Source organism: Alloscardovia sp. HMSC034E08 (assembly GCF_001813415.1).
Lineage (GTDB): Bacteria > Actinomycetota > Actinomycetes > Actinomycetales > Bifidobacteriaceae > Alloscardovia > Alloscardovia omnicolens.
On sequence record NZ_KV812468.1, the window covers coordinates 1,068,968 to 1,087,778 of the forward strand.

Here is an 18,811-nt window from a genome sequence, read left to right on the forward strand (position 1 = left end):
TACCCATACTTAGTTGTTACCCTCTGCGGTCTTCTCACGATCAGCTGGATAGTTATCTGTGGAGCTAATCTGAGCGGACAAGTTACCGAGGAAGTCAGTCAAGCGAGAACGATAATCCGCTTCGAACTGCTTAAGGCTTTCAATATTGCCTTCAATAACCTTAGAATCAGCGTAGAGCTTATCCTTAACTTGACGAGCATAGTTATCTGCATCAGAGTGGGTCTTTGCAGAGTAATCTTCTGCAGCCTTCTTCACCTGAGTCTCGTATGCATCTGCATCGAAACGTGTCTTTGCAGAGTATTCATCTGCCTCACTACGAGTTACAGAAGAATAGTTATCTGCATCGTTACGAGTCTTTGCAGAGTATTCATCTGCTTCGTTACGTGTGTTCTTATCGTAGTCGTTAGCTTCACGTAGCAACTTATCGCGGATTGTTTCACCTTCAGCTACGAGTTCAGCGTTCTGAGCCTTACCCTTATCTACATACTGATCGTGTAACTGCATAGCCAGTGCCAACATTGCTGTTGCGCGTTCTGGCTCAGAGTTTGCATCGGAACCTGCAGAAGAAATCTTTTGCAAGCTACCAGTTTCAGAGCTTGGTTCGAGAACAGAAACCTGCTTACGCAAGCTTTCTTCACGCTCACGAGAAGCCTGCAGATCTTGGTTCAGCTTATCGATTTGAGCCTGATACTGTGCTAACTGCTGATCCTTCTGGGAAGCAGAACCGTTGCTTGCTTCAACCTGAGCACGGGTCTGTTCCAAAGCTGCATTGACCTCGTTCAGCTTGGTGTTAGCTTCGTTGAGCTGTGCGCGCAAAGTTTCGCCGCTCTTTACATATCCATCGCGTTCACGCTTGACTGCTTCGAGCTGATCGTTGAGAGCCTTAGCGGAGTCTCCACCTTCAGCAGCCTGTGCTGTGAGCTGATCAATCTGCTCGTTAAGCTGATCAACCTGTGTTTTAAGCTGATTATTTTGAGAGGTCAGGGTTTCTACCTGTTCGCGTGCAGCATCGGCAATCTTTGACTGCTCTGTTGCAACATTTTCGCGCTCTTGAGAAACTTGTGCTGCCTTCGCCTGTGCATATTGAATTTCTGCACGAAGTTTGTTGTTCTCTTCGGTGAGTTCAGCAATCTTATTATTGAGAGGAGCAACATCTTTGCCCAAAGAAGCAGTTGCACTGGTGACAGCCTGAGATCCCAAACTCTCCACAGTGACTACTACTTCGTCCAAGAAGTCGTCCACAGCATCAATGTCGTAACCTTCCTTGAAACGTACTGTTGGGAAGGTGTGATTCTGAATATCTTGTGGTGTTAACAGGGCCATCGAGCTCTTCACCTCACTTTTTGGCTTATTTTAAGCCAGTCGCTTTCTTTTTTCCTTTTACATAGTAACATGTGCACACTATGTAAATATATTAAATCTCTTATAAATCTGTTATAAACACGCTGTTTTATGCGAATCTATATGAACATACGCACAAGACCTAAACCAAACCACAGCACAATAAAACTTAAGTCCAGATACATAGGTCCCATTGGCAATGGCTTAATGAAGCGCCTCAAATAATTCAGAGGCGGATCAGTTACCACATACACCGCGTTAATCAGCGTATAGATAAAACCTCGTGGTTTCCATCTCGTGAGCACTGCAACCCAATCCAAAATCAAACGAATGAACAGGATAGACATATATGCTTCGAGAAGAACGGATAGAACTATTCGAGCAAGTGCTATACCTAATAGCATAGGCCTACTCAAACAATCCGGCAGTAGAATTATTTTCTGTCTGCTCTGGTCGAATGGTTACGGCAGCAGGGCTTAAAAGCCATACTCTCGTAGTTACTCGCTCCGCAGAGCCCCGCACACCGAAAACAACTCCCATAGCGAAATCTACAATGCGTTGAGCATCTTTATCTGCTACCCCAGTCAGATTGAGCACGACTGGTGTTCCATCTCGCAATGAACGACCCACACTTTCCACCTCGTTGTACGTACGAGGATGAATAGTTGTGATGCGATTCATCTGAGACTTTGGGAAAGATTTCTGAACTGAAGTTGAGGTAGCGCGTCCAGCTTGAGCAATACGAGCTGACTGCATGCTAAAAGAATCATCTCGATCAAAATCTGTTTCCGGAACATCCTGAGCAGAAATATCTGATACTTCTTCTTGCTCAATATCTTCTGGATCTGCCAGACCGAAGAAACTCAATCCTTTATTAAAAACGTTACCCATTGAACTTCCTCCTACTTAACGCAGGAATTCCGGAATCTCCAAGTCGTCGAAGGAATCACCTTCGTCGCTGGAGTTCTCAGTAACTGATGGAATAGCAGCCGATACAGGCTGAGCAGGTTCAGCAACAGGCACTGCTTGAGCAGGAGCAGCCTGCTGCACAGGTGCTGGAGTCTCTGCTGATGCCGACTGTTCTGGAGTTCCTGGCTGAACAGTTGGAGCTGCTGCAGGAGCTGGAGTAGACAATAGTTTTTCTGCAACAGGAGCTTCAGCCTCATCGCCTGGTTCAGCAGTACCAAATCCAGTAGCAATAACGGTTACCTGCAGTTCATCGCCTATGGAATCATCCAAAGCAACACCGAAAATAATATTGGCTTCTGGACTACACACATCGTGAATCAAATTCATAGCGTCGTTCAGCTCGAGCATACCCAAATCGCTAGCTGCAAAGAAGTTTACGAGCACAGCATGAGCACCCTGAATATCTCCTTCAAGCATTGGAGAGTTTAAAGCTAATTCTGCAGCATTTGTAGCGCGGTTTTCACCCCGAGCCTTACCAATACCAAACAGTGCTGTTCCAGCGTCTTTAAGTACAGAAGAAATATCTGCAAAGTCTACGTTAATGTAGGAATCTGCATTCAAAGTCTCTGTAATACCCTTCACACCTGAGAGCAAGGCTTGATCAGCATTATGGAAAGCATCGACCATAGAAATCTGACGGTCGGCGTTGTCCAACAGTCGGTCGTTAGAAATAACGATAAGAGCGTCTACTTCCTTACGCAGATTTTCAATTCCAGACTCTGCTGAAGCACTACGACGGCGACCTTCAAAAGTAAATGGACGAGAAACAACTGCAACAGTTAAAGCGCCTTGCTGACGTGCAGCTTTAGCTACGATTGGGCTAGCACCAGTACCAGTGCCGCCGCCTTCACCAGCTGTAATAAAGACTAAATCAGCGCCTTTAAGAGCTTGCTCAATATCATCTCTATGATCTTGAGCCGCCTTAGCACCACGCTCTGGGTCAGCACCTGCGCCCAGACCACGACTTGTGCTGTCATTAAGTGAAAGCTTCACATTTGCCTCACTACGAGCCAAATCTTTGTCATCGGTGTTAATAGCTAAGAATTCAACATTGCCGAGACCGTCATTAATCATTCGGTTCACAGCATTGCCGCCAGCGCCACCCACGCCAACTACTTTAATGACAGTATTATCGTTCAATTCCTCGTTATTAATTACGGTGCTGTCATTCACTTCTTGATGCTGAATGCTGGTCATCGTGCTCCCATCGTTAACGTATACGCACAACTTTAATACAATTCATGCCCAAATTTCACAAATGTAATTAAAAACGCGCTGAAATTGTAAAATTTTCTCTACCAATCTTGCTTTCTGTGCTCAAGGAAATATTTTTAATCGCATAAAATGCTCTTTTCCCGCCCTAATAGGATACATCCATCGGATCGTCTTCAAACATATCGGCACGCTCTTGAGGCGTCATTTCTCGAGAATCCAACCAGTTCTGTGGCAGATGCACTTTCTTTGCAAAACGCACTCGTCCGCGTGGTTTATCTGCAATACTAAGCGGGAATTCAATATCTGGGTCGAATAAATCAACCTGCGCCTGCACATCAGCAACATTTTCGCACTTCATAAAAGCTGCTCGTGTTCCGCCACCCACAGGGAAACCCTTTAAGTACCACGCAACATGCTTGCGTAAATCGTGCACAGCCATCATCTCATCACCATCATAGAAATCTGTGAGCAACTGAGCATGACGCACAATAATGCGACCTACCTCACCTAAGGTTGGATTAATACGCTTGTTCGAGCCTGCAAAAGCCTGAGCAATATCCCCAAATAACCAAGGTCTGCCCTGGCAGCCGCGACCAATAGCCACACCAGCGCATCCTGTCTCTTCCACCATTTTTACAGCATCTTCAGCAGACCAAATATCTCCGTTACCAATAACAGGAATATCCAGCTCGTCCACCAGCTGAGCAATCAAATCCCAGTGCGCATGACCGCCATAATATTCAGCGGTTGTGCGCGCATGCAGAGCAATAAACTTGCAGCCTTCATCCTGAGCAATGCGAGCTGAATCATGGAAAGTGGTGTGGTCGTCATCAATACCGGTACGAATTTTCGCGGTAACGGGGATTCCCGCCAGTTCCGCCACTGCTACTACGCGATGTAATAAGTCTCTAAATAAGTCGTTCTTCCACGGCAACGCCGAACCGCCGCCGCGACGTGTTACTTTCGGAACAGGGCAACCAAAATTCAAATCAATATGATCTGCTAAGTTCTCATCGACAACAATGCGGGCAGCCTGCTCCACAATAGACGGGTTGACGCCGTAGAGCTGAAGTGATCGATACTTCTCTGAAGAATCAAAACGGCACAAGCGCAAAGCCTTTGGATTACGTGCAACAAGAGCACGCGCTGTAATCATCTCGGCCACGTACAGTCCATCAGGACCATACTTACGGCATAATACACGGAAAGGCCAGTTTGTAACTCCTGCCATCGGCGAAAGTAGCACAGGAGTGTGCACGGTATGGTTGCCTAAATCAATAGGATCAAGCTGCACAGATGATGGCAGAACCGTGTTCTGAGCTGGTTCCGCACCAGTGGCTTGAGTTGAAGTCGTTGAATCTGTTGAAGTCGCTGATGAATCCATAAGAGTCGAGTTTATCGTAAGGTATGGGGAAAGGAAAGAATGTCCACGGTCTTTTGCTCGTGGCGCATAAGATTTTCGGTTTCTATCGCGGCTCGAGATAAGTTGAATATGCTTTAGAAGATATAGAGACCTTCCGCGATAACAAAGTCCGCATCGAAGAAGTTTCTCTCGAATTCTTGAGAAATTCCTGCGATGCGGACTTGTTTATTTTAACCGTAGAATAGCTTATTCTTGAGGTCCCTGTGGATACTGCTTCAAGGAGTTGCCCACGCGAGCAGCAACATAATCAGCAACCTTGTCCAAAGCAACACGTTCCTGAGCCATGGTATCGCGCTCACGAATAGTTACTGCATTGTCGTCAATAGTGTCAAAATCAACAGTAACGCACAAAGGAGTACCGATTTCATCTTCACGACGGTAACGACGACCAATAGCACCGGACTCATCGTAATCAATATTCCAATCATGCATGCGCAGTTCGGAAGCCAAGTTCTGAGCGATGGTCTGCAGTTCAGGTTTCTTAGACAATGGCAAAACCGCAGCCTTAACTGGAGCCAAACGTGGATCCAAACGCAAAACAGTACGTGTATCTACGCCGCCCTTGGTATTTGGAGCTTCATCTACGTCATAAGCATCGACGAGGAATGCCATTAAAGAACGGGTCAAACCTGCAGCAGGCTCAATAACGTATGGAATATAACGCTCACCGCTTGCCTGATCGAAGTAGCTCAAATCTTTACCGGAATGCTTGGCATGAGCAGACAAATCATAATCAGTACGGTTAGCAATACCCTCGAGCTCACCCCAATCAGAACCCTGGAAACCGAACTTATATTCAATATCTACAGTGCGCTTGGAATAATGGGAGAGTTTCTCCTGTGGATGTTCATACAAACGCAAGTTTTCTTCATCAATACCCAAATCGGTGTACCATGCCTTGCGCGCATCAATCCAATACTGATGCCATGCCTCATCTTCACCAGGCTTAACGAAGAACTCCATTTCCATCTGCTCAAACTCGCGTGTGCGGAAAATGAAGTTTCCTGGAGTAATTTCGTTACGGAAGCTCTTACCAATATTGGCAATACCAAATGGTGGCTTCTGGCGTGTAGAAGCTTGAACCTGAGCAAAATCCACGAAAATGCCCTGAGCAGTTTCAGGACGCAAATAATGCAAGGAATTGTCATCAGCCACAGGACCAAGATGTGTTTGGAGCATCATATTAAAGTCGCGAGGCTCTGTCCACTGTCCTTTGGTGCCGCACTGAGGGCAAGGAATCTCAGCTTGAGATTCAGGCAAACGACCATGCTTTGCTTCAAAATGCTCTTCCAAGTGGTCAGCACGGAAGCGCTTGTGACAGCTCAAGCACTCAGTTAATGGGTCGTTAAAAACATTTACGTGACCGGAAGCAACCCACACTTCTCGAGGAAGAATAACAGAGGTGTCTACTCCCACCACGTTTGCACGGGTAGTAACCATAAAACGCCACCACTGCTCTTTAATATTTTCTTTGAGGGCTACACCCAAAGGACCGTAATCCCATGCGGAACGAGTTCCACCATAAATTTCACCTGCAGGGAAAACGAAACCACGACGTTTTGCGAGGGATACAACGGCATCGAGCTTAGATTCAGCCACTTTTGCTCCTTATTTTTAAGCGTACTCATACGGCTTATGAGCACTTTTCTTCATGCCAAACTTTACTGTGCAAAGCGGACGAGAGCTATGTAAACGAAACGTTTCGTTTTATTCTTCGTTTTTCTTCGTCTTATTTCTTGACGCCGCCAAAACGACGGTCACGACCTGCAAACTTTTGGATAGATCGCCACAGCACTTCACGAGAGCAGTCTGGGAAAAGTTCAGGGATAAAATCAAGCTCAGCATATGCTGCCTGCCACGGCAAGAAATTACTGGTGCGCTGCTCTCCTGACGTGCGAATAACCAAGTCGCAGTCTGGAACATCTGGCAAATACAGATGCTCGGAAATCATTTTTTCGGTTACTTTATGACCTTTGATTTTACCTTCTGCTACTTCACGCGCTATGGCTGCAGCAGCATCCGCGATTTCCGCTCGTCCTCCGTAGTTAATGCAGAAAATAACATCGATAACCGTATTATTTTTTGTTTTTTCTTGAGCAATTTCTAGCTCTTTAATAACAGATTTCCACAGCTTTGGTCTGCGTCCGCTCCAGCGCACACGCACTCCCCACTCATTCATTTGAGCAACTCGACGATGAATAATATCGCGAGAAAAGCCCATAAGGAAGCTCACTTCTTGAGGAGAACGCTTCCAATTTTCCGTAGAAAAAGTATACAGACTCAGATAGCGCACGCCTGCTTCGATAGCACCAGCAATAATATCGAAAACCACAGGTTCTGCAGCTTGATGCCCGTTTGTGCGGATAAGACCTCGTTCTTGAGCCCAACGGCCATTACCATCCATAATCACGCCCACATGACGAGGAACGGCGCCTTGAGGGAAAGAAGGGATGATCTCTGGGTGCGAAAAAGGTGCCGAAGGAATATCCAACGACGTGTAATCTACATTTTCAAAACTCATAGCACGGATTTTACCAATTGGAGGGAGCGAACTGGTCTTTCAATGTAGTATTGCAACCATTCCTCAACAATTCCCCCAATTGCGGGGTTGAGAGCAGCTTTATCTTGACGGCTCTCATCAAGTAAATCCCATCGACCTTTTAGCAATGCAAAAAGTTGCACACGCATGTCGTAACTTATCTCCTGAGCATCTATAAAACGGTCGGTAGAGCAAGTAATTCCGCCAGCTGATACAGAAAAATAGTTAAGATCAGTTTGGCGACCACATACAGCGCAACGGTCTAAACGAGGAGCCCATCCGCCTGTAGAAAGTAGTCTGAGCAGAAAAGAATTTTCAATCACGTCTGCGCTATGTTCTCCGCGTGCAAGAGAAGCTAAAGCGCTCACGAGGAGCGTGTAGTATGGCTGAACATCCTGCGGCATCATCTGCTCAGCAGCGTCAAGAAGTTTATCGACGGATTCAACCATAACATTGGCTGCTACGTAAGACTCGTACGAAGCAGCCAGCGCAGAACCATAGGCAGCAACTGATTCGACTTGGTTAATATGTTGCAGTTCCCCCCTGCCTTCGTAGATAAGAAAACTATTGCGTGAAAAAGGTTCTAAACGCCCGCCAAAGCGAGAACGCGTGCGACGCACACCCTTAGCTACTGCACGAATTTTACCGTGAGAGCGTGTTAACACGGTGATGATTCTATCTGCTTCGCCCAGCTTAACTGTGCGTAAAACAACGCCTTCATCGGTATAACTTGGCATGCTCACCTCCTTACGCTCACATCGTACTAAAAAATATCAGCGCCCATCCAAAGATGAGCGCTGAGCATATATGCAAATCTTTACTCTTCAGACTTAGCTATAGGAGTATCGTCAAGCTTAGGCATGTGGAACTGAACAGATTGAATAGAACCAGTATCCATCAAACCACTGTAATCTACGCCACTATCTGCAGCTGTTGAGCCGCGTTCAGGCTTGGTTACAGGTGCAAAGCTTGCAGGAGCATCTTCGAAAATCTTTTCTTCTTCTTGACTAATAGAATCGAAGCTGGCGCTTTCGGTGTCTTCTGTTCGTGCTGGTTCCGAGGTTGAGTGCAATTTACTGAGCACGGATGCAACGTCAGTTGTGCTCAATGTAGAGCCATCGCTGTTATCCATAACACTCGTTACAGCAGGGTCAGCTTGAACTTCGGTAGCCGCTTCGGTAGCTGCGGACTGCTCATTTACCGATTGTTCGGAGCGTGATGCAGGCGTGAAGTAGTCAGGGATAAGAGGCTGAACAAAAGAAGTTTCACTGTTGATTAATTCCGTCGAATCAGGTAGATCTGGCTCAGCGCTGTTCATACGCTCGGTTGACTCGATATGAGAAAGAACTTCGATAGCTCGGTTGAGGTACGCGTCTACTTCCCCCTCGTTATATCCTGAATGACCGGTGCGCTGCGTAAAGAGAGTGCTTGCAACCTGACGTGAGGAAAAATCTTCATAATCAGTGGAGCGCTGATTATTTTCGCTTGGCAAAACGCCAAGAGATAGCTTGTTGTTGAGATACTGCGTGAGAGAGAAAACAAAATTATCTACTTGTTTTACATCATACGCTGGGGTAAAAGCACGAGCACGGGAGAATAGTTTGCGCTTCTCGCGCTGAGCACGTGGAATAAGGCTGAGAGCAAGCTGCTCAGTCTGAGCTCGCCACTCTGCTATACCTTCATGCGCGATAGTCCACGCAGCTAATTTATCTACTACAGCGTCTTCTAAACGACGAAGTGCATTATCTACTGCTTTAATGTCGTAACCATTTTTCTCAAGATCGAAACATTGCTTTTGAATATCGACCTGCGTCATATTTGGCTCAGACTCTTCATACAAGTTACGTGTAGATTCAAGGAACTCGTCTACTTGACTTACACTATAGCCCCACTCGTTTTTGGGTGCGCGCTCAACGCCGTGAGGCTTCTCTTGGATTCGTGCCATGGGGTACTCCTTATTCATAACTACATTCAAGGATACAACAGCATATGCCAAGTGAAACACGCCGATGTTTGCACAAGTCAGAATACTCTGGTAACTTATTCCAAGTCGGGCGATTAGCTCAGTTGGCTAGAGCGCCACGTTTACACCGTGGATGTCAGGGGTTCGAGTCCCTTATCGCCCACCGAATTAGATCTCATGATTCTTTGAGGAATCATGAGATTTTTTGTTTTGCATTGCAGCGTCCGCAGTTCTGTCGTTTTAGAACCTTTAAGCCCCCCCCCCTAAGAAAATGATAGTGAATCTGCTAATGCAGGGAACGATGGGTTCCCTCGGAAGGAGTCAAAGATGTCCAACAATACTCTAGATTCAAAAGTTCGCAGACAAGTCGCAGATGAATTAGGTCATTATGTGTATGCTCTCATTGATCCGCGAACTTCTATTCCTTTTTATGTGGGAAAAGGACGTGGAGAAAGGTTCGCGTCTCACGGCTATGAAGCATATGTATTACTCCGAGCAAGATGATAATAATAACACCGGAGCCAAAGTCACGAAAATTAATGAAATTGCAAGGCGGGATTAGAACCGGAGATTTGGATTATCAGACACGGTATGAAGTCAGACACTGAGTACACTGCAGTTGAAGCTGCGTGCATTGATCTATTTCAAACCTTTCCTGTACTGCCTACAACAGAAGATGCAAACAGATTCCCAAATCAGCATATAGAACAATTGACCAATGCGCGCAAGGAAGCTAGCCGGGGTCATGGAATTATGAGACTGTCTGACTTAGTTGAAGAAATGGCTACCCCTGTTTTGGACACAACGAGACCTCTTTTAACAATCACTCTTGGCGGGTGGACTGATACACCTGAGGGTGAGGATATGCCAGGCGGAGTAAAACGCTACGGTTATGGATACAAGCATGAATGGCTTCCAAGCGAAGAACGCAAGAAGCATTACTATGATATTGCTCTTTCTGCAAGTGGCTGGTGGAAAATTAACCCGAGCGAGGAGCAAAAGAGAAATATCGAATACGCTGTTGCTATTCATCGAGGTGTAACACGCGCAGTGTTGAGAATTATTCCTGGCTCCTGGGTTTATAACGAAACGTTCAAAAGATCAGCTTTCGAATTCGAAGTGGTCGAAGATGGGGAAGTATTTGAAGAAACCGTCGACGAATTCGGGCACAGAGAGCCACCGCGTAAAAAAGGTACTCAGAGCCTGTACTACTGGCCTCGACGGTCTTAAGCTTCTATATAGAAACCTAACCCTGAATTGCCTTCTGATTCGTTTACGAGAATCAGAAGGCAATTCATATGTTCAGAAGTTAAGCTCTTATTCCCCCAGCACTCGACGCATAAAAACGTCCATCTTATCGAGAGAAATCTGGGAACGTTCATGCGTTGCCAATCCAATAACTGAAACATGACCAAGCTCGCCCCATTGCTTGGCATCAGCATCGTCGAGCTCATAATCAACACCTAATTTTTCCAAACGTTCAGCTAAATCAACGTTCTCGTCGTGAAGAAAATCATCGCTCGATGTATTAATAAATACAGGAGGAAGCGGCGCTGCAGCCAATAAATCTGTAGTGTTATCGTAACCAACAAACTTATCGTGTACACTTTCGAAAACTTCTGGGCAAATACTTTGCAACATACCCGCATAACTGTGCGGATCAAAATGTTCTTTAAGGTTGTAAATGCCACAAACGAGGAGAAGCCCTCTAATATTTAGTCCTGCCTGAGGAACACCTGTTTGAGCGCTCATAGCCTGACTATTTTCAATCTGTGTACTGTGCAAAGCCATACAAGCGCCTGCTGAGTCGCCAGTGAGGAACAGTTTATCTATATCTGCGCCGTAATTTGCACCGTGCTCAAGAACCCATGAATATGCGTGCGATAAATCGGTAAGAATATCTACAAAAGTCCATCGCGGTCCTGGACGGTAACTTGGCACAACCACAACATAACCGCGGTGAGCTAAGTGCATAGCGAAACTACGGTTAAGTTCACGGGTACCGTAAACGAAGCCGCCGCCATGATCATCGATAACAACAGGATACAGTTTTCCTTCACCCGTATCTGCAGGCGCGAAAACATCTAAATAATGGGCACGCTGATTATCATCTTGATAAGCAATTGCGAGATGAGCAGTCACATCGCGCGGTAAATCCCACGCAAGAATGCGAGGATAATCGGTTCTCGAACTCATCAGACGCATAATCCATGCGGTCATGCGAGCGCGCATAGATACTGGTGAAGAAATCTGTGCGGCTGTACTACCCCACAAATCTTCGTCCATATAGCTCCACAGTTTACCCGCTTTGCGCCAGCTTTCGAGAGCACGTGCCTGCTCTACGATAGCGTAAGCATTGCTGTTATCAGATGTTCCCGGTCCGTTCAAACTCGATGATGTATTGCTCATTGAATGCTCCTTTGCACATACAGTATTGTGCTTATAGTAAGGGGCACTCCTCGACATGAGAAACATCATGACAGAGGCATTCAAACAGGTACTGTTTGAACAATACCTCGTTTTAGCTCCTGATGAACGTTGCTATATAGACTCAGGTTTAGCGGCCGCGGCCGAAAGCGCGTAAACGGATACCGTTCCAATCAGGTGCCACAGTCTCTGGTGTGGATGCGTTCATACCTGCAGTTTTTGCTGCATTCTGTAAGGTATTTGGACCGATAGCATCTGGGCGACCTGGCTTAGGAATCAAAACCCAAAATGGGGCACCAGCGTTCAACATTTCGCTGGCATCCATAATGGTATCTGCGAGTTCATCCTCATCATCGCCATCGCGCCACCAGAGGATAACACCATCTACACCGGCATCGTACTCTTCATCGACGAGTTCCTCGCCAAGGTAATCTTCCAATGCTGCTCGTAGGTTTTCATCTACGTCGTCGTCCCACTGCCATTCCTGAACTACGTCCCCTGGCTGGAATCCGAACTCTTGTGCTTCATTTCCTGTATTAGACACAGTCTGAGCATAACAAAATGCACGGAAAAAGCACGATCAACTCCTACTTATCCGTGCGAATTGCTTATTTCACAGCGCAGGTCTTCAACCCCACCGTATCTCCTGCCCCAATAGCAACAACGGCTTTATACGCCTGATCAATAGTCGAGACAGCATATACCTTCAAACCGTTCGGAATATGACCCACCACTTCATCACAGTTGCTCTCAGGTGCAATGAAATACGAAGCACCATCGCGCTGGGCACCCACCATTTTGAGCTGAATGCCGCCAATTGCCCCAATCGTGCCATCTTTCTCGATAGTTCCCGTGCCCGCAATGTTTTTACCGCCGGCTTCATCAGTAGCCGTCAAAGATGTAATAATTCCCAAAGTATAAATCATGCCTGCAGAGGGTCCGCCCACGTTATCAATGTTGAGCTTCACCTTTGCTTTCGACACGTCTACACCCAAATATTCGTGCGCGTACTGCAAGCCAATCTTAGACGCAACGTCTTGCGCCCCCGTCATCTCCTGCGTACCCTCTTTAACATAATCTTCTGCTGTCGTATCTACCGAGTAGACGGCCTCTTGAGGCATAACTGCCATATGCGGATGAAACCAGGCAAAAATCGCCGCAGCCGTCGGAACTGTATAGCCAGGAACTCCTGTTGCCGACACGGTAACCAAACGCAACTGTCCCTTATCTTTGTACGTGCGCGCGCCTGAAATTGAAATCATGCGCGTTTTCAAGTCTTTGGAGACACGCCCATACACATTTGCTGTTGGACCAGGCACTTCAATAACAAACGGACTCGGGGCAAAAAGAAGGGCTGCAATAATGAAAACCAAAAATACTGTAGCAAGACCGCGACGATGAGCACGCTTTGATTCTTGCGTTTTTCGCATATGAGAAGGGATGGGCATAATGTTGGGAACAACGCCGTTAGATTGTTCTGAAGTAAATCGTTCTGAAGAACCCTCCTGCATCTCCAGCGAATCCGCACGCATCTCCGCGCCAGCTTCCCCTTTGTAGTCGTTTGGTACACTAACTCCCCCACTATACTCGTAGGATGAAGCAACCCCATGCTCAGAAGATACTTCCCCCTTATACTCCGAAGGTGAAAATTTCTCAGAGGACTGATTTTCATTATGCATTTGGTTCATGCCTTTCATAATATTGAGGCAAAAGGATTTTTTGAAGACTAATACATACGAGGATATAGGAAGGACGATGTATAGAAAAGAACAACCATACAGAAGATAGCGCGAGTAAAACTTGTACGCTTCATCACGAGATAAAAGTTCGGCTATGATTACCTTCGACGCACTCAGTAATCTCAATAATACTTTCATTCAGCGATACTCTTACTCAGTAACGCTGTTACTATCGGTGAGCACTTGATTGACCAGCTACGCACAAGTTGAAATGAGCTATCTGACCGCACAATAGAACAGAGCCGCATTACCTCTTCAAACACACCGCTATCCCACCAAATATCTGACTATCCCCAAAAAACAAAACACTCCCCAAAACCCAAACACCAAAAACAGCCCCAAACACAGCAAGGACAAAACACATGGACGACGCCATGAACGAAGAAGAATTACACGCATGGATGCTTGAGTCATTCGGTCCTTTCGAAGGCGAAATGGCATGGCAACAGTTCCACGAACTTCCTGAATATATGCGTGAACAGTTTCTCCAGCAAGGCAAACGAGGTCTACCTAATCCTCACGAAGTGCAATCACTTATGCAGGCTTTTACAGAAAGCGGTATGAATAGTTTCACAGACATCAAAAACACTCTTGATGCCGGCCCAATTAATCGTCGTTTAGCCAAGAATTTAGCTCAGCAACGTGCACGCGAAGGTGAACAGATTACGCAGATTACCGCTGCTATGGCTCAAAAAGTGCGCATGGCTGCCTCAGAAACGAATTTGTGGCTCGATTCCGTCACTTCGCTAAACCCAACTACTGAAGCTATAAGCGTGTATACCCGCAACGAGTGGGTTGAAGCAACATTGCCTGCTTGGATTGATTTTGCCACACCTGTGGCGACGGCAATGAATACCGCTTTATCCACTATTTTTGAAGAGCGTTTCGGTTCGGAGGGAATGGACGGAGAGGTTGCCGGTTTATTTGCTGGCCCGGTTAATATTCCTCTGCCTGATGAGCTTAAAGATCCAGGCAAGCTGATGAGTGTTTTGGGTAACACGTCTTACGCCATGCAGTTCGGTTCTGCTGCAGGCTCGCTGTCTCGTGAAGTGCGCGGAACCTTTGACCAAGTTATTGCTCTCACATCTAATCCTGCCGGCGGTATTGTGTTAGAAAACGTGCAAGAATACGCCAAGAATCTCGATCTGGACGAGTCTGAGGTATTGAGCTACCTCACCTTGGTAGAAAATACTCATGCTCGTTTATTTAACAGCGTGCCATGGCTTATGCCTCAGTTTAAGGCTTTGATTTCTAAGTATGCGCGGTCTATCAGCATTGATTTAGACGCTATGGAACAAGAGTTACGGGAAGCTCAGGCTATGAATCCTGAGTCTATTGCTGGTGCTGTTAATCTGAGCAAGGTGGGTATGAGCGATTCGCCAGAGCAACGCGAAGCACTGCAACGTTTGGAAACTCTGCTTGCTCTTGTTGAAGGCTGGGTTGATTGCATTGTTTGGCGCGCAGGTATTCCATATTTGCCGCATATTGAACAGTTGCGTGAGATGTTGCGTCGCGAGCGCGTTACTGGTGGAGCAGCTGCCCGCAGTTTTGAAGCTTTGGTTGGATTGCATTTGCATCCGAAGAAAATGCGTGAAGCAAGTGATATGTGGGATACGTTAACACTGGCGGAAGGTGTTGATGGTCGTGATGCTCGTTGGCAGCATCCAGATACTCTTCCTGTTTTAGCCGATGACGTGATGCGTGAACTCAAGGATAGTTCGCCAGCTTCTCCTCTTGATGACGAGATAGAGACCATGAGTTCTGAGCTTTTTGGGCAAGAAAAGAATGATGAAGGCACAGATTCTTCGCCTTCTACTCATCCTGTAGGCACGGCTTCTTCTATTGATTGGGATAGTGAGCTGAGCCAACTGTTAGACGCGGAAAAACCTGAGGAAGAAAAACCTGAGGATGAAGACCCAGATAAAGACTAAGATTCCTTCTGTTTATTGTGTGCGTAACGAGCACGCCGTACAGCGTTATGTGCCTGATGCACAAAGCGACTAACAGTACGAGCTGCTCCTTGCCCGCCAGCAAAAGGATGCTGAGCTACACATAAATAGACTTGATGAATTCCCCGTGTGAGCGCCACATAGAAAATGCGGCGCTCTTCTTCTATTTGATCGCTGTCTGTAGCAGACTGAGCATCAGGTAAGAAAGGCAAATTTCCTTCATGACAGTCAGGAATAAAAACTGTATGCCATTCCAAACCCTTAGCAGCATGAATAGTTGATATAGTCACCGCAGGTTCAGTAGACTTTCCAGTCATAATGGCATCGTCATTGTCGAGCTTAAGATTCACGTTAAGCCCCTGCTCGCGGCAAATATGTGCCATATCTCGAGCACGTGCGCGCGTTCTCGTCAAAATAGCCATATCTTCAATCTGCGTTCCTCGCGCTACATGCCATTGAATACGCGATGCAATACCGGCTAGCTCTTCTTCATCGCTGTTAAAACGTGCTACATTCACGCGCGGACCAGGCTCATTCATTGTTTTTAGCTCAATATAATCATCGCTATCAGCACAGTCAGCGAGAACAGCATTCGCATAATCTACTATATTGGCGCTGGATCGGTAATCCATATTCAAAGAAATATCTTGAGCAATAGGCGCAAATTCATTCGCAAAATTAAGCAGATAATAACTACTTGCTCCTGCGTACGAGTAAATCGTCTGTGCTGGATCTCCTACTACGCAAATATCTCGGTTTTTTCCCAGCCATAAATCAAGTACCCGATGCTGCAGGGCAGACACATCCTGATACTCATCAATAGTTATGTGACGCATATTGAGACGAAAATCTTCTGCTAAATCCTCATACTCTTCAAAAATATGAGACAACAGCAGTAAAGAATCATCGAAGTCAATCACATTATGACGCTGTTTTTCTTTCTCAAACTCTCGCGCAATCTCTACTATCTGACCTGGCTCAGCATCAAGCGGCAAACGATGATGTATAGCACTGACCACACGCTCATAATCTGCATATGGAATAAGGTTCACCTTCATCCACGATAACTCTTGCACAATAGAACGCACCTCTGCGCTCGTGTAATCATCGAAGTTCAACACATGAGACATAGCTTTATGCGCGTAGGAATCCATATCGCTGGAAATTTCTGGCGAATCACGATGAGCCAAAATAAGCCAAGCTCTACGCAGCTGCGAGTATGCGGCGGAATGGAAAGTGCTCGTGTGCACGTTATGAACGCTGAGGCTCGCTAAACGGTTTTTCATCTCACTTGCCGCTTTATTCGTATACGTAACGGCGAGCGTACACTGCGGATCCCACTGACCACTGACACACGCATACGCAATACGACGAGTAATAGTACGAGTTTTGCCAGCACCTGCTCCAGCAATAATGCGCACAGGACCAGTCAGCGCTTGTACTGCGCGCTGCTGGTTCTCATCAAGACCATCGAGAATAGCTGAATAATCGGTGGTCATAGAACTGCTCGAAACTGTGCTAGAGGTGGTCATACACACCAATGGTACACAACTTATGTGCTGTGTATTATTCTTAACAGTGTGAGTCAACGTTCAGTATTTGAAATAGCAGCCCTTGCGTCCGCAGCCATGCCGGAGCTTTCAGTCGCTACTACGCGCGGTTCTGAGCAGTTCTTTATGAGCGGAGAGAAGAAAGATATTACCACCGCGGTTATTACCAGCGTCGAAGGCGTTGAATATGACGTCAGCGTGTCTTCAAGTGATGAAGGTAAAAGCATTCTCAAAGACCGCGCTAAAGCCGCGTATGTGCTATCTCATTCGAAAACTGCTGTTGCTTTGAGCTTTACTTTAGAAAGTTATACTTTGTTTGTGCCGGGAGAAGGTGCAGATAGCTCAACAGGAACGAATGCTGTATACATAACGCCACATATTGATGGTGATGCTGTTGCATTGAAAAATCTCACCTCTGAACAGTGCGCTGCCGCTGGTACTGCTATTGCTGCTATTCACCGATTACGTGGCGGATTCCTGCGCGCTGTAAAATACCGTTCTTATACTGCTGAAAGTATTCAAAAACAGTTAACAGGATGGATGCACAGCTTAGAGTCAGCAGGTCATATTCCTTCAGAAATTATTCATAACTGGAAAAATATTATTGCTACTGAAGGTTTATGGAACTTTACGTGCTGCCCTGTGCATGGAGGTTTCCATAACGGCGATTTGATTTTTATGTCTGACTCTGTGAACGCTCTTCGTCACTGGGAAAACATGCAGATTAGCGATCCTGCTCGCGATTTAGCATGGATTTACACACACTTGAATAAGGCTCACCGCGATTCCTTTATTGCAGCCTACAGCCGCGTTATGGGTAACCGCTTAGACAATATGATTTGGTTGCGTGCTGGTTTATGGACTCAGATGGAACAAGTGGGCGAATATATGCGCGCTTTGACTCAGGCGGATACAGCGAAAATCCTTGCCTTTAAGTCTCAAGTAAATTCTTTGGCTCATCAGATTGCTCGTAATAATCCAAAGCGTCAACCTATTGAGAAGAAAACAACGCTGACCGTGGGCGATTTATTAGAAAATCCTCAAGCAGCGCAAGGCAAAGCAGAAACTCGCGTTAAAGGTGGAACATCACAAAAACCTGCAGGTCAGACTCGTTTTATAGCTGATTCTGGTATGCGTTCAGGCGATATTGCTCAAGCACCTCAGCGCGCAGAAATGAGTTCTGATTCAACCGATAACGCAGTGAATCTACATGCTTCTCAATCTCAAGCTGCTCCCCTACCTCCGCAGCCTGCTGCTCAATCTCCACGTAAAAACTGGAACGTTACTCCAAGACAATCGGAAAACTTTAGCTATTCTTCAGACAATCAGCATCGCATCAACGCGCAAGACGTGGCAGATAGTTTAGAAGCTCCCGTTGTATCGAATGTTTCTCCAGAAGTAGAAGAACATTTAAATAGCGCAACGATTGCTATGCAATCTCAGTCCGCCGCTGCCGCAGCTCAGCATGCTCAGGAAGGTTTAACATATACTTCCCAACGTAGCTATATGGCTGTGAATTCTATGGGATTCGTTATGGATAGTTCGCACTCAACGAACGTCAACGACGAGGAGGACGACAGCGGCTCTGGCGAGTCTGAAATTATTCAGGACGATATTGAGACGACGGTCTTCGCTGCCCAAGAAAATACGGATGGCGACTCTGATCAGCAGGTAGACTAAGGGATTATTAAAAGTA

At 46.3% G+C, this 18,811-nt stretch carries 16 protein-coding genes and 1 tRNA gene; 4 read left to right on the top strand and 13 right to left on the bottom strand.

What is annotated here, in order from left to right; genetic code table 11:
- Positions 1–9 precede the first annotated feature (9 nt).
- The 9 genes from HMPREF2909_RS06220 to HMPREF2909_RS06260 all read right to left on the bottom strand — a co-directional run bounded on the left by HMPREF2909_RS06220 (position 10) and on the right by HMPREF2909_RS06260 (position 9,432).
- Entirely contained in the window at positions 10–1,323 is a 1,314-nt protein-coding gene (locus HMPREF2909_RS06220) for a DivIVA domain-containing protein (protein WP_071415618.1), read from the bottom strand.
- Between the two features lie 137 nt (positions 1,324–1,460).
- Positions 1,461–1,745, bottom strand: a complete 285-nt coding sequence (locus HMPREF2909_RS06225; RefSeq protein WP_021618122.1) for a YggT family protein — start codon at positions 1,743–1,745, stop codon at positions 1,461–1,463.
- A gap of 4 nt (positions 1,746–1,749) precedes the next feature.
- Positions 1,750–2,232 (bottom strand): cell division protein SepF, encoded by a 483-nt coding sequence (locus HMPREF2909_RS06230; RefSeq protein ID WP_071415619.1) that lies wholly within the window; start codon positions 2,230–2,232, stop codon positions 1,750–1,752.
- 15 nt (positions 2,233–2,247) lie between these two features.
- Entirely contained in the window at positions 2,248–3,507 is a 1,260-nt protein-coding gene (gene ftsZ, locus HMPREF2909_RS06235; RefSeq protein ID WP_071415620.1) for a cell division protein FtsZ, read from the bottom strand.
- A 163-nt stretch (positions 3,508–3,670) separates the two neighbouring features.
- Entirely contained in the window at positions 3,671–4,909 is a 1,239-nt protein-coding gene (gene dusB, locus HMPREF2909_RS06240; RefSeq protein WP_084797284.1) for a tRNA dihydrouridine synthase DusB, read from the bottom strand.
- A gap of 225 nt (positions 4,910–5,134) precedes the next feature.
- Positions 5,135–6,547 carry a glycine--tRNA ligase gene (locus HMPREF2909_RS06245; RefSeq protein ID WP_021618118.1) on the bottom strand — a complete coding sequence of 471 codons (1,413 nt, stop codon included), beginning with the start codon at positions 6,545–6,547 and terminating at the stop codon, positions 5,135–5,137.
- Positions 6,548–6,677: 130 nt separating this feature from the next.
- Positions 6,678–7,469 carry an isoprenyl transferase gene (locus HMPREF2909_RS06250; RefSeq protein WP_071415621.1) on the bottom strand — a complete coding sequence of 264 codons (792 nt, stop codon included), beginning with the start codon at positions 7,467–7,469 and terminating at the stop codon, positions 6,678–6,680.
- A complete protein-coding gene (recO, locus tag HMPREF2909_RS06255) occupies positions 7,466–8,224 on the bottom strand; it encodes a DNA repair protein RecO (protein WP_071415622.1) in 759 nt (252 codons plus the stop codon). The genes HMPREF2909_RS06250 and recO overlap by 4 nt, the downstream gene beginning before the upstream one ends.
- Before the next feature lie 80 nt (positions 8,225–8,304).
- Positions 8,305–9,432, bottom strand: coding sequence for a DivIVA domain-containing protein (locus HMPREF2909_RS06260; RefSeq protein ID WP_071415623.1), 1,128 nt, complete (start codon positions 9,430–9,432; stop codon positions 8,305–8,307).
- Positions 9,433–9,539: 107 nt separating this feature from the next.
- Between HMPREF2909_RS06260 and HMPREF2909_RS06265 the strand changes: the two genes are divergently transcribed.
- Both HMPREF2909_RS06265 and HMPREF2909_RS06270 read left to right on the top strand, forming a co-directional pair.
- Positions 9,540–9,613 (top strand) — tRNA-Val (locus tag HMPREF2909_RS06265).
- A 428-nt stretch (positions 9,614–10,041) separates the two neighbouring features.
- On the top strand, positions 10,042–10,680 hold the full coding sequence (locus HMPREF2909_RS06270; RefSeq protein WP_071415624.1) for a hypothetical protein: 639 nt from the start codon (positions 10,042–10,044) through the stop codon (positions 10,678–10,680).
- Positions 10,681–10,767: 87 nt separating this feature from the next.
- Here the strand turns inward: HMPREF2909_RS06270 and HMPREF2909_RS06275 are convergent, their stop codons facing one another.
- From HMPREF2909_RS06275 to HMPREF2909_RS06285, 3 genes are all read right to left on the bottom strand, one after another.
- The gene (locus tag HMPREF2909_RS06275) at positions 10,768–11,859 is read right to left on the bottom strand and encodes an alpha/beta hydrolase (RefSeq protein WP_071415625.1); all 1,092 of its coding nucleotides are present in this window, start codon (positions 11,857–11,859) and stop codon (positions 10,768–10,770) included.
- Between the two features lie 148 nt (positions 11,860–12,007).
- Complete coding sequence (locus tag HMPREF2909_RS06280; protein WP_049206912.1) at positions 12,008–12,421, bottom strand: DUF3052 domain-containing protein; 414 nt, start codon at positions 12,419–12,421, stop codon at positions 12,008–12,010.
- Between the two features lie 64 nt (positions 12,422–12,485).
- Positions 12,486–13,565, bottom strand: a complete 1,080-nt coding sequence (locus tag HMPREF2909_RS06285) for a S16 family serine protease (RefSeq protein WP_246815523.1) — start codon at positions 13,563–13,565, stop codon at positions 12,486–12,488.
- A gap of 413 nt (positions 13,566–13,978) precedes the next feature.
- Here HMPREF2909_RS06285 and HMPREF2909_RS06290 point away from each other — a divergent pair, with 413 nt between their 5' ends.
- The gene (locus HMPREF2909_RS06290; RefSeq protein ID WP_246815524.1) at positions 13,979–15,547 is read left to right on the top strand and encodes a zinc-dependent metalloprotease; all 1,569 of its coding nucleotides are present in this window, start codon (positions 13,979–13,981) and stop codon (positions 15,545–15,547) included.
- Here HMPREF2909_RS06290 and HMPREF2909_RS06295 read toward each other — a convergent pair.
- Positions 15,544–17,097: an ATP-dependent helicase gene (locus HMPREF2909_RS06295; protein WP_084797287.1), complete on the bottom strand. Its 1,554-nt coding sequence runs from the start codon at positions 17,095–17,097 to the stop codon at positions 15,544–15,546. The genes HMPREF2909_RS06290 and HMPREF2909_RS06295 overlap by 4 nt on opposite strands.
- Positions 17,098–17,145: 48 nt before the next feature.
- Here HMPREF2909_RS06295 and HMPREF2909_RS06300 point away from each other — a divergent pair, with 48 nt between their 5' ends.
- A complete protein-coding gene (locus HMPREF2909_RS06300) occupies positions 17,146–18,795 on the top strand; it encodes a phosphotransferase (RefSeq protein WP_071416009.1) in 1,650 nt (549 codons plus the stop codon).
- The last annotated feature ends 16 nt before the right edge of the window (positions 18,796–18,811 follow it).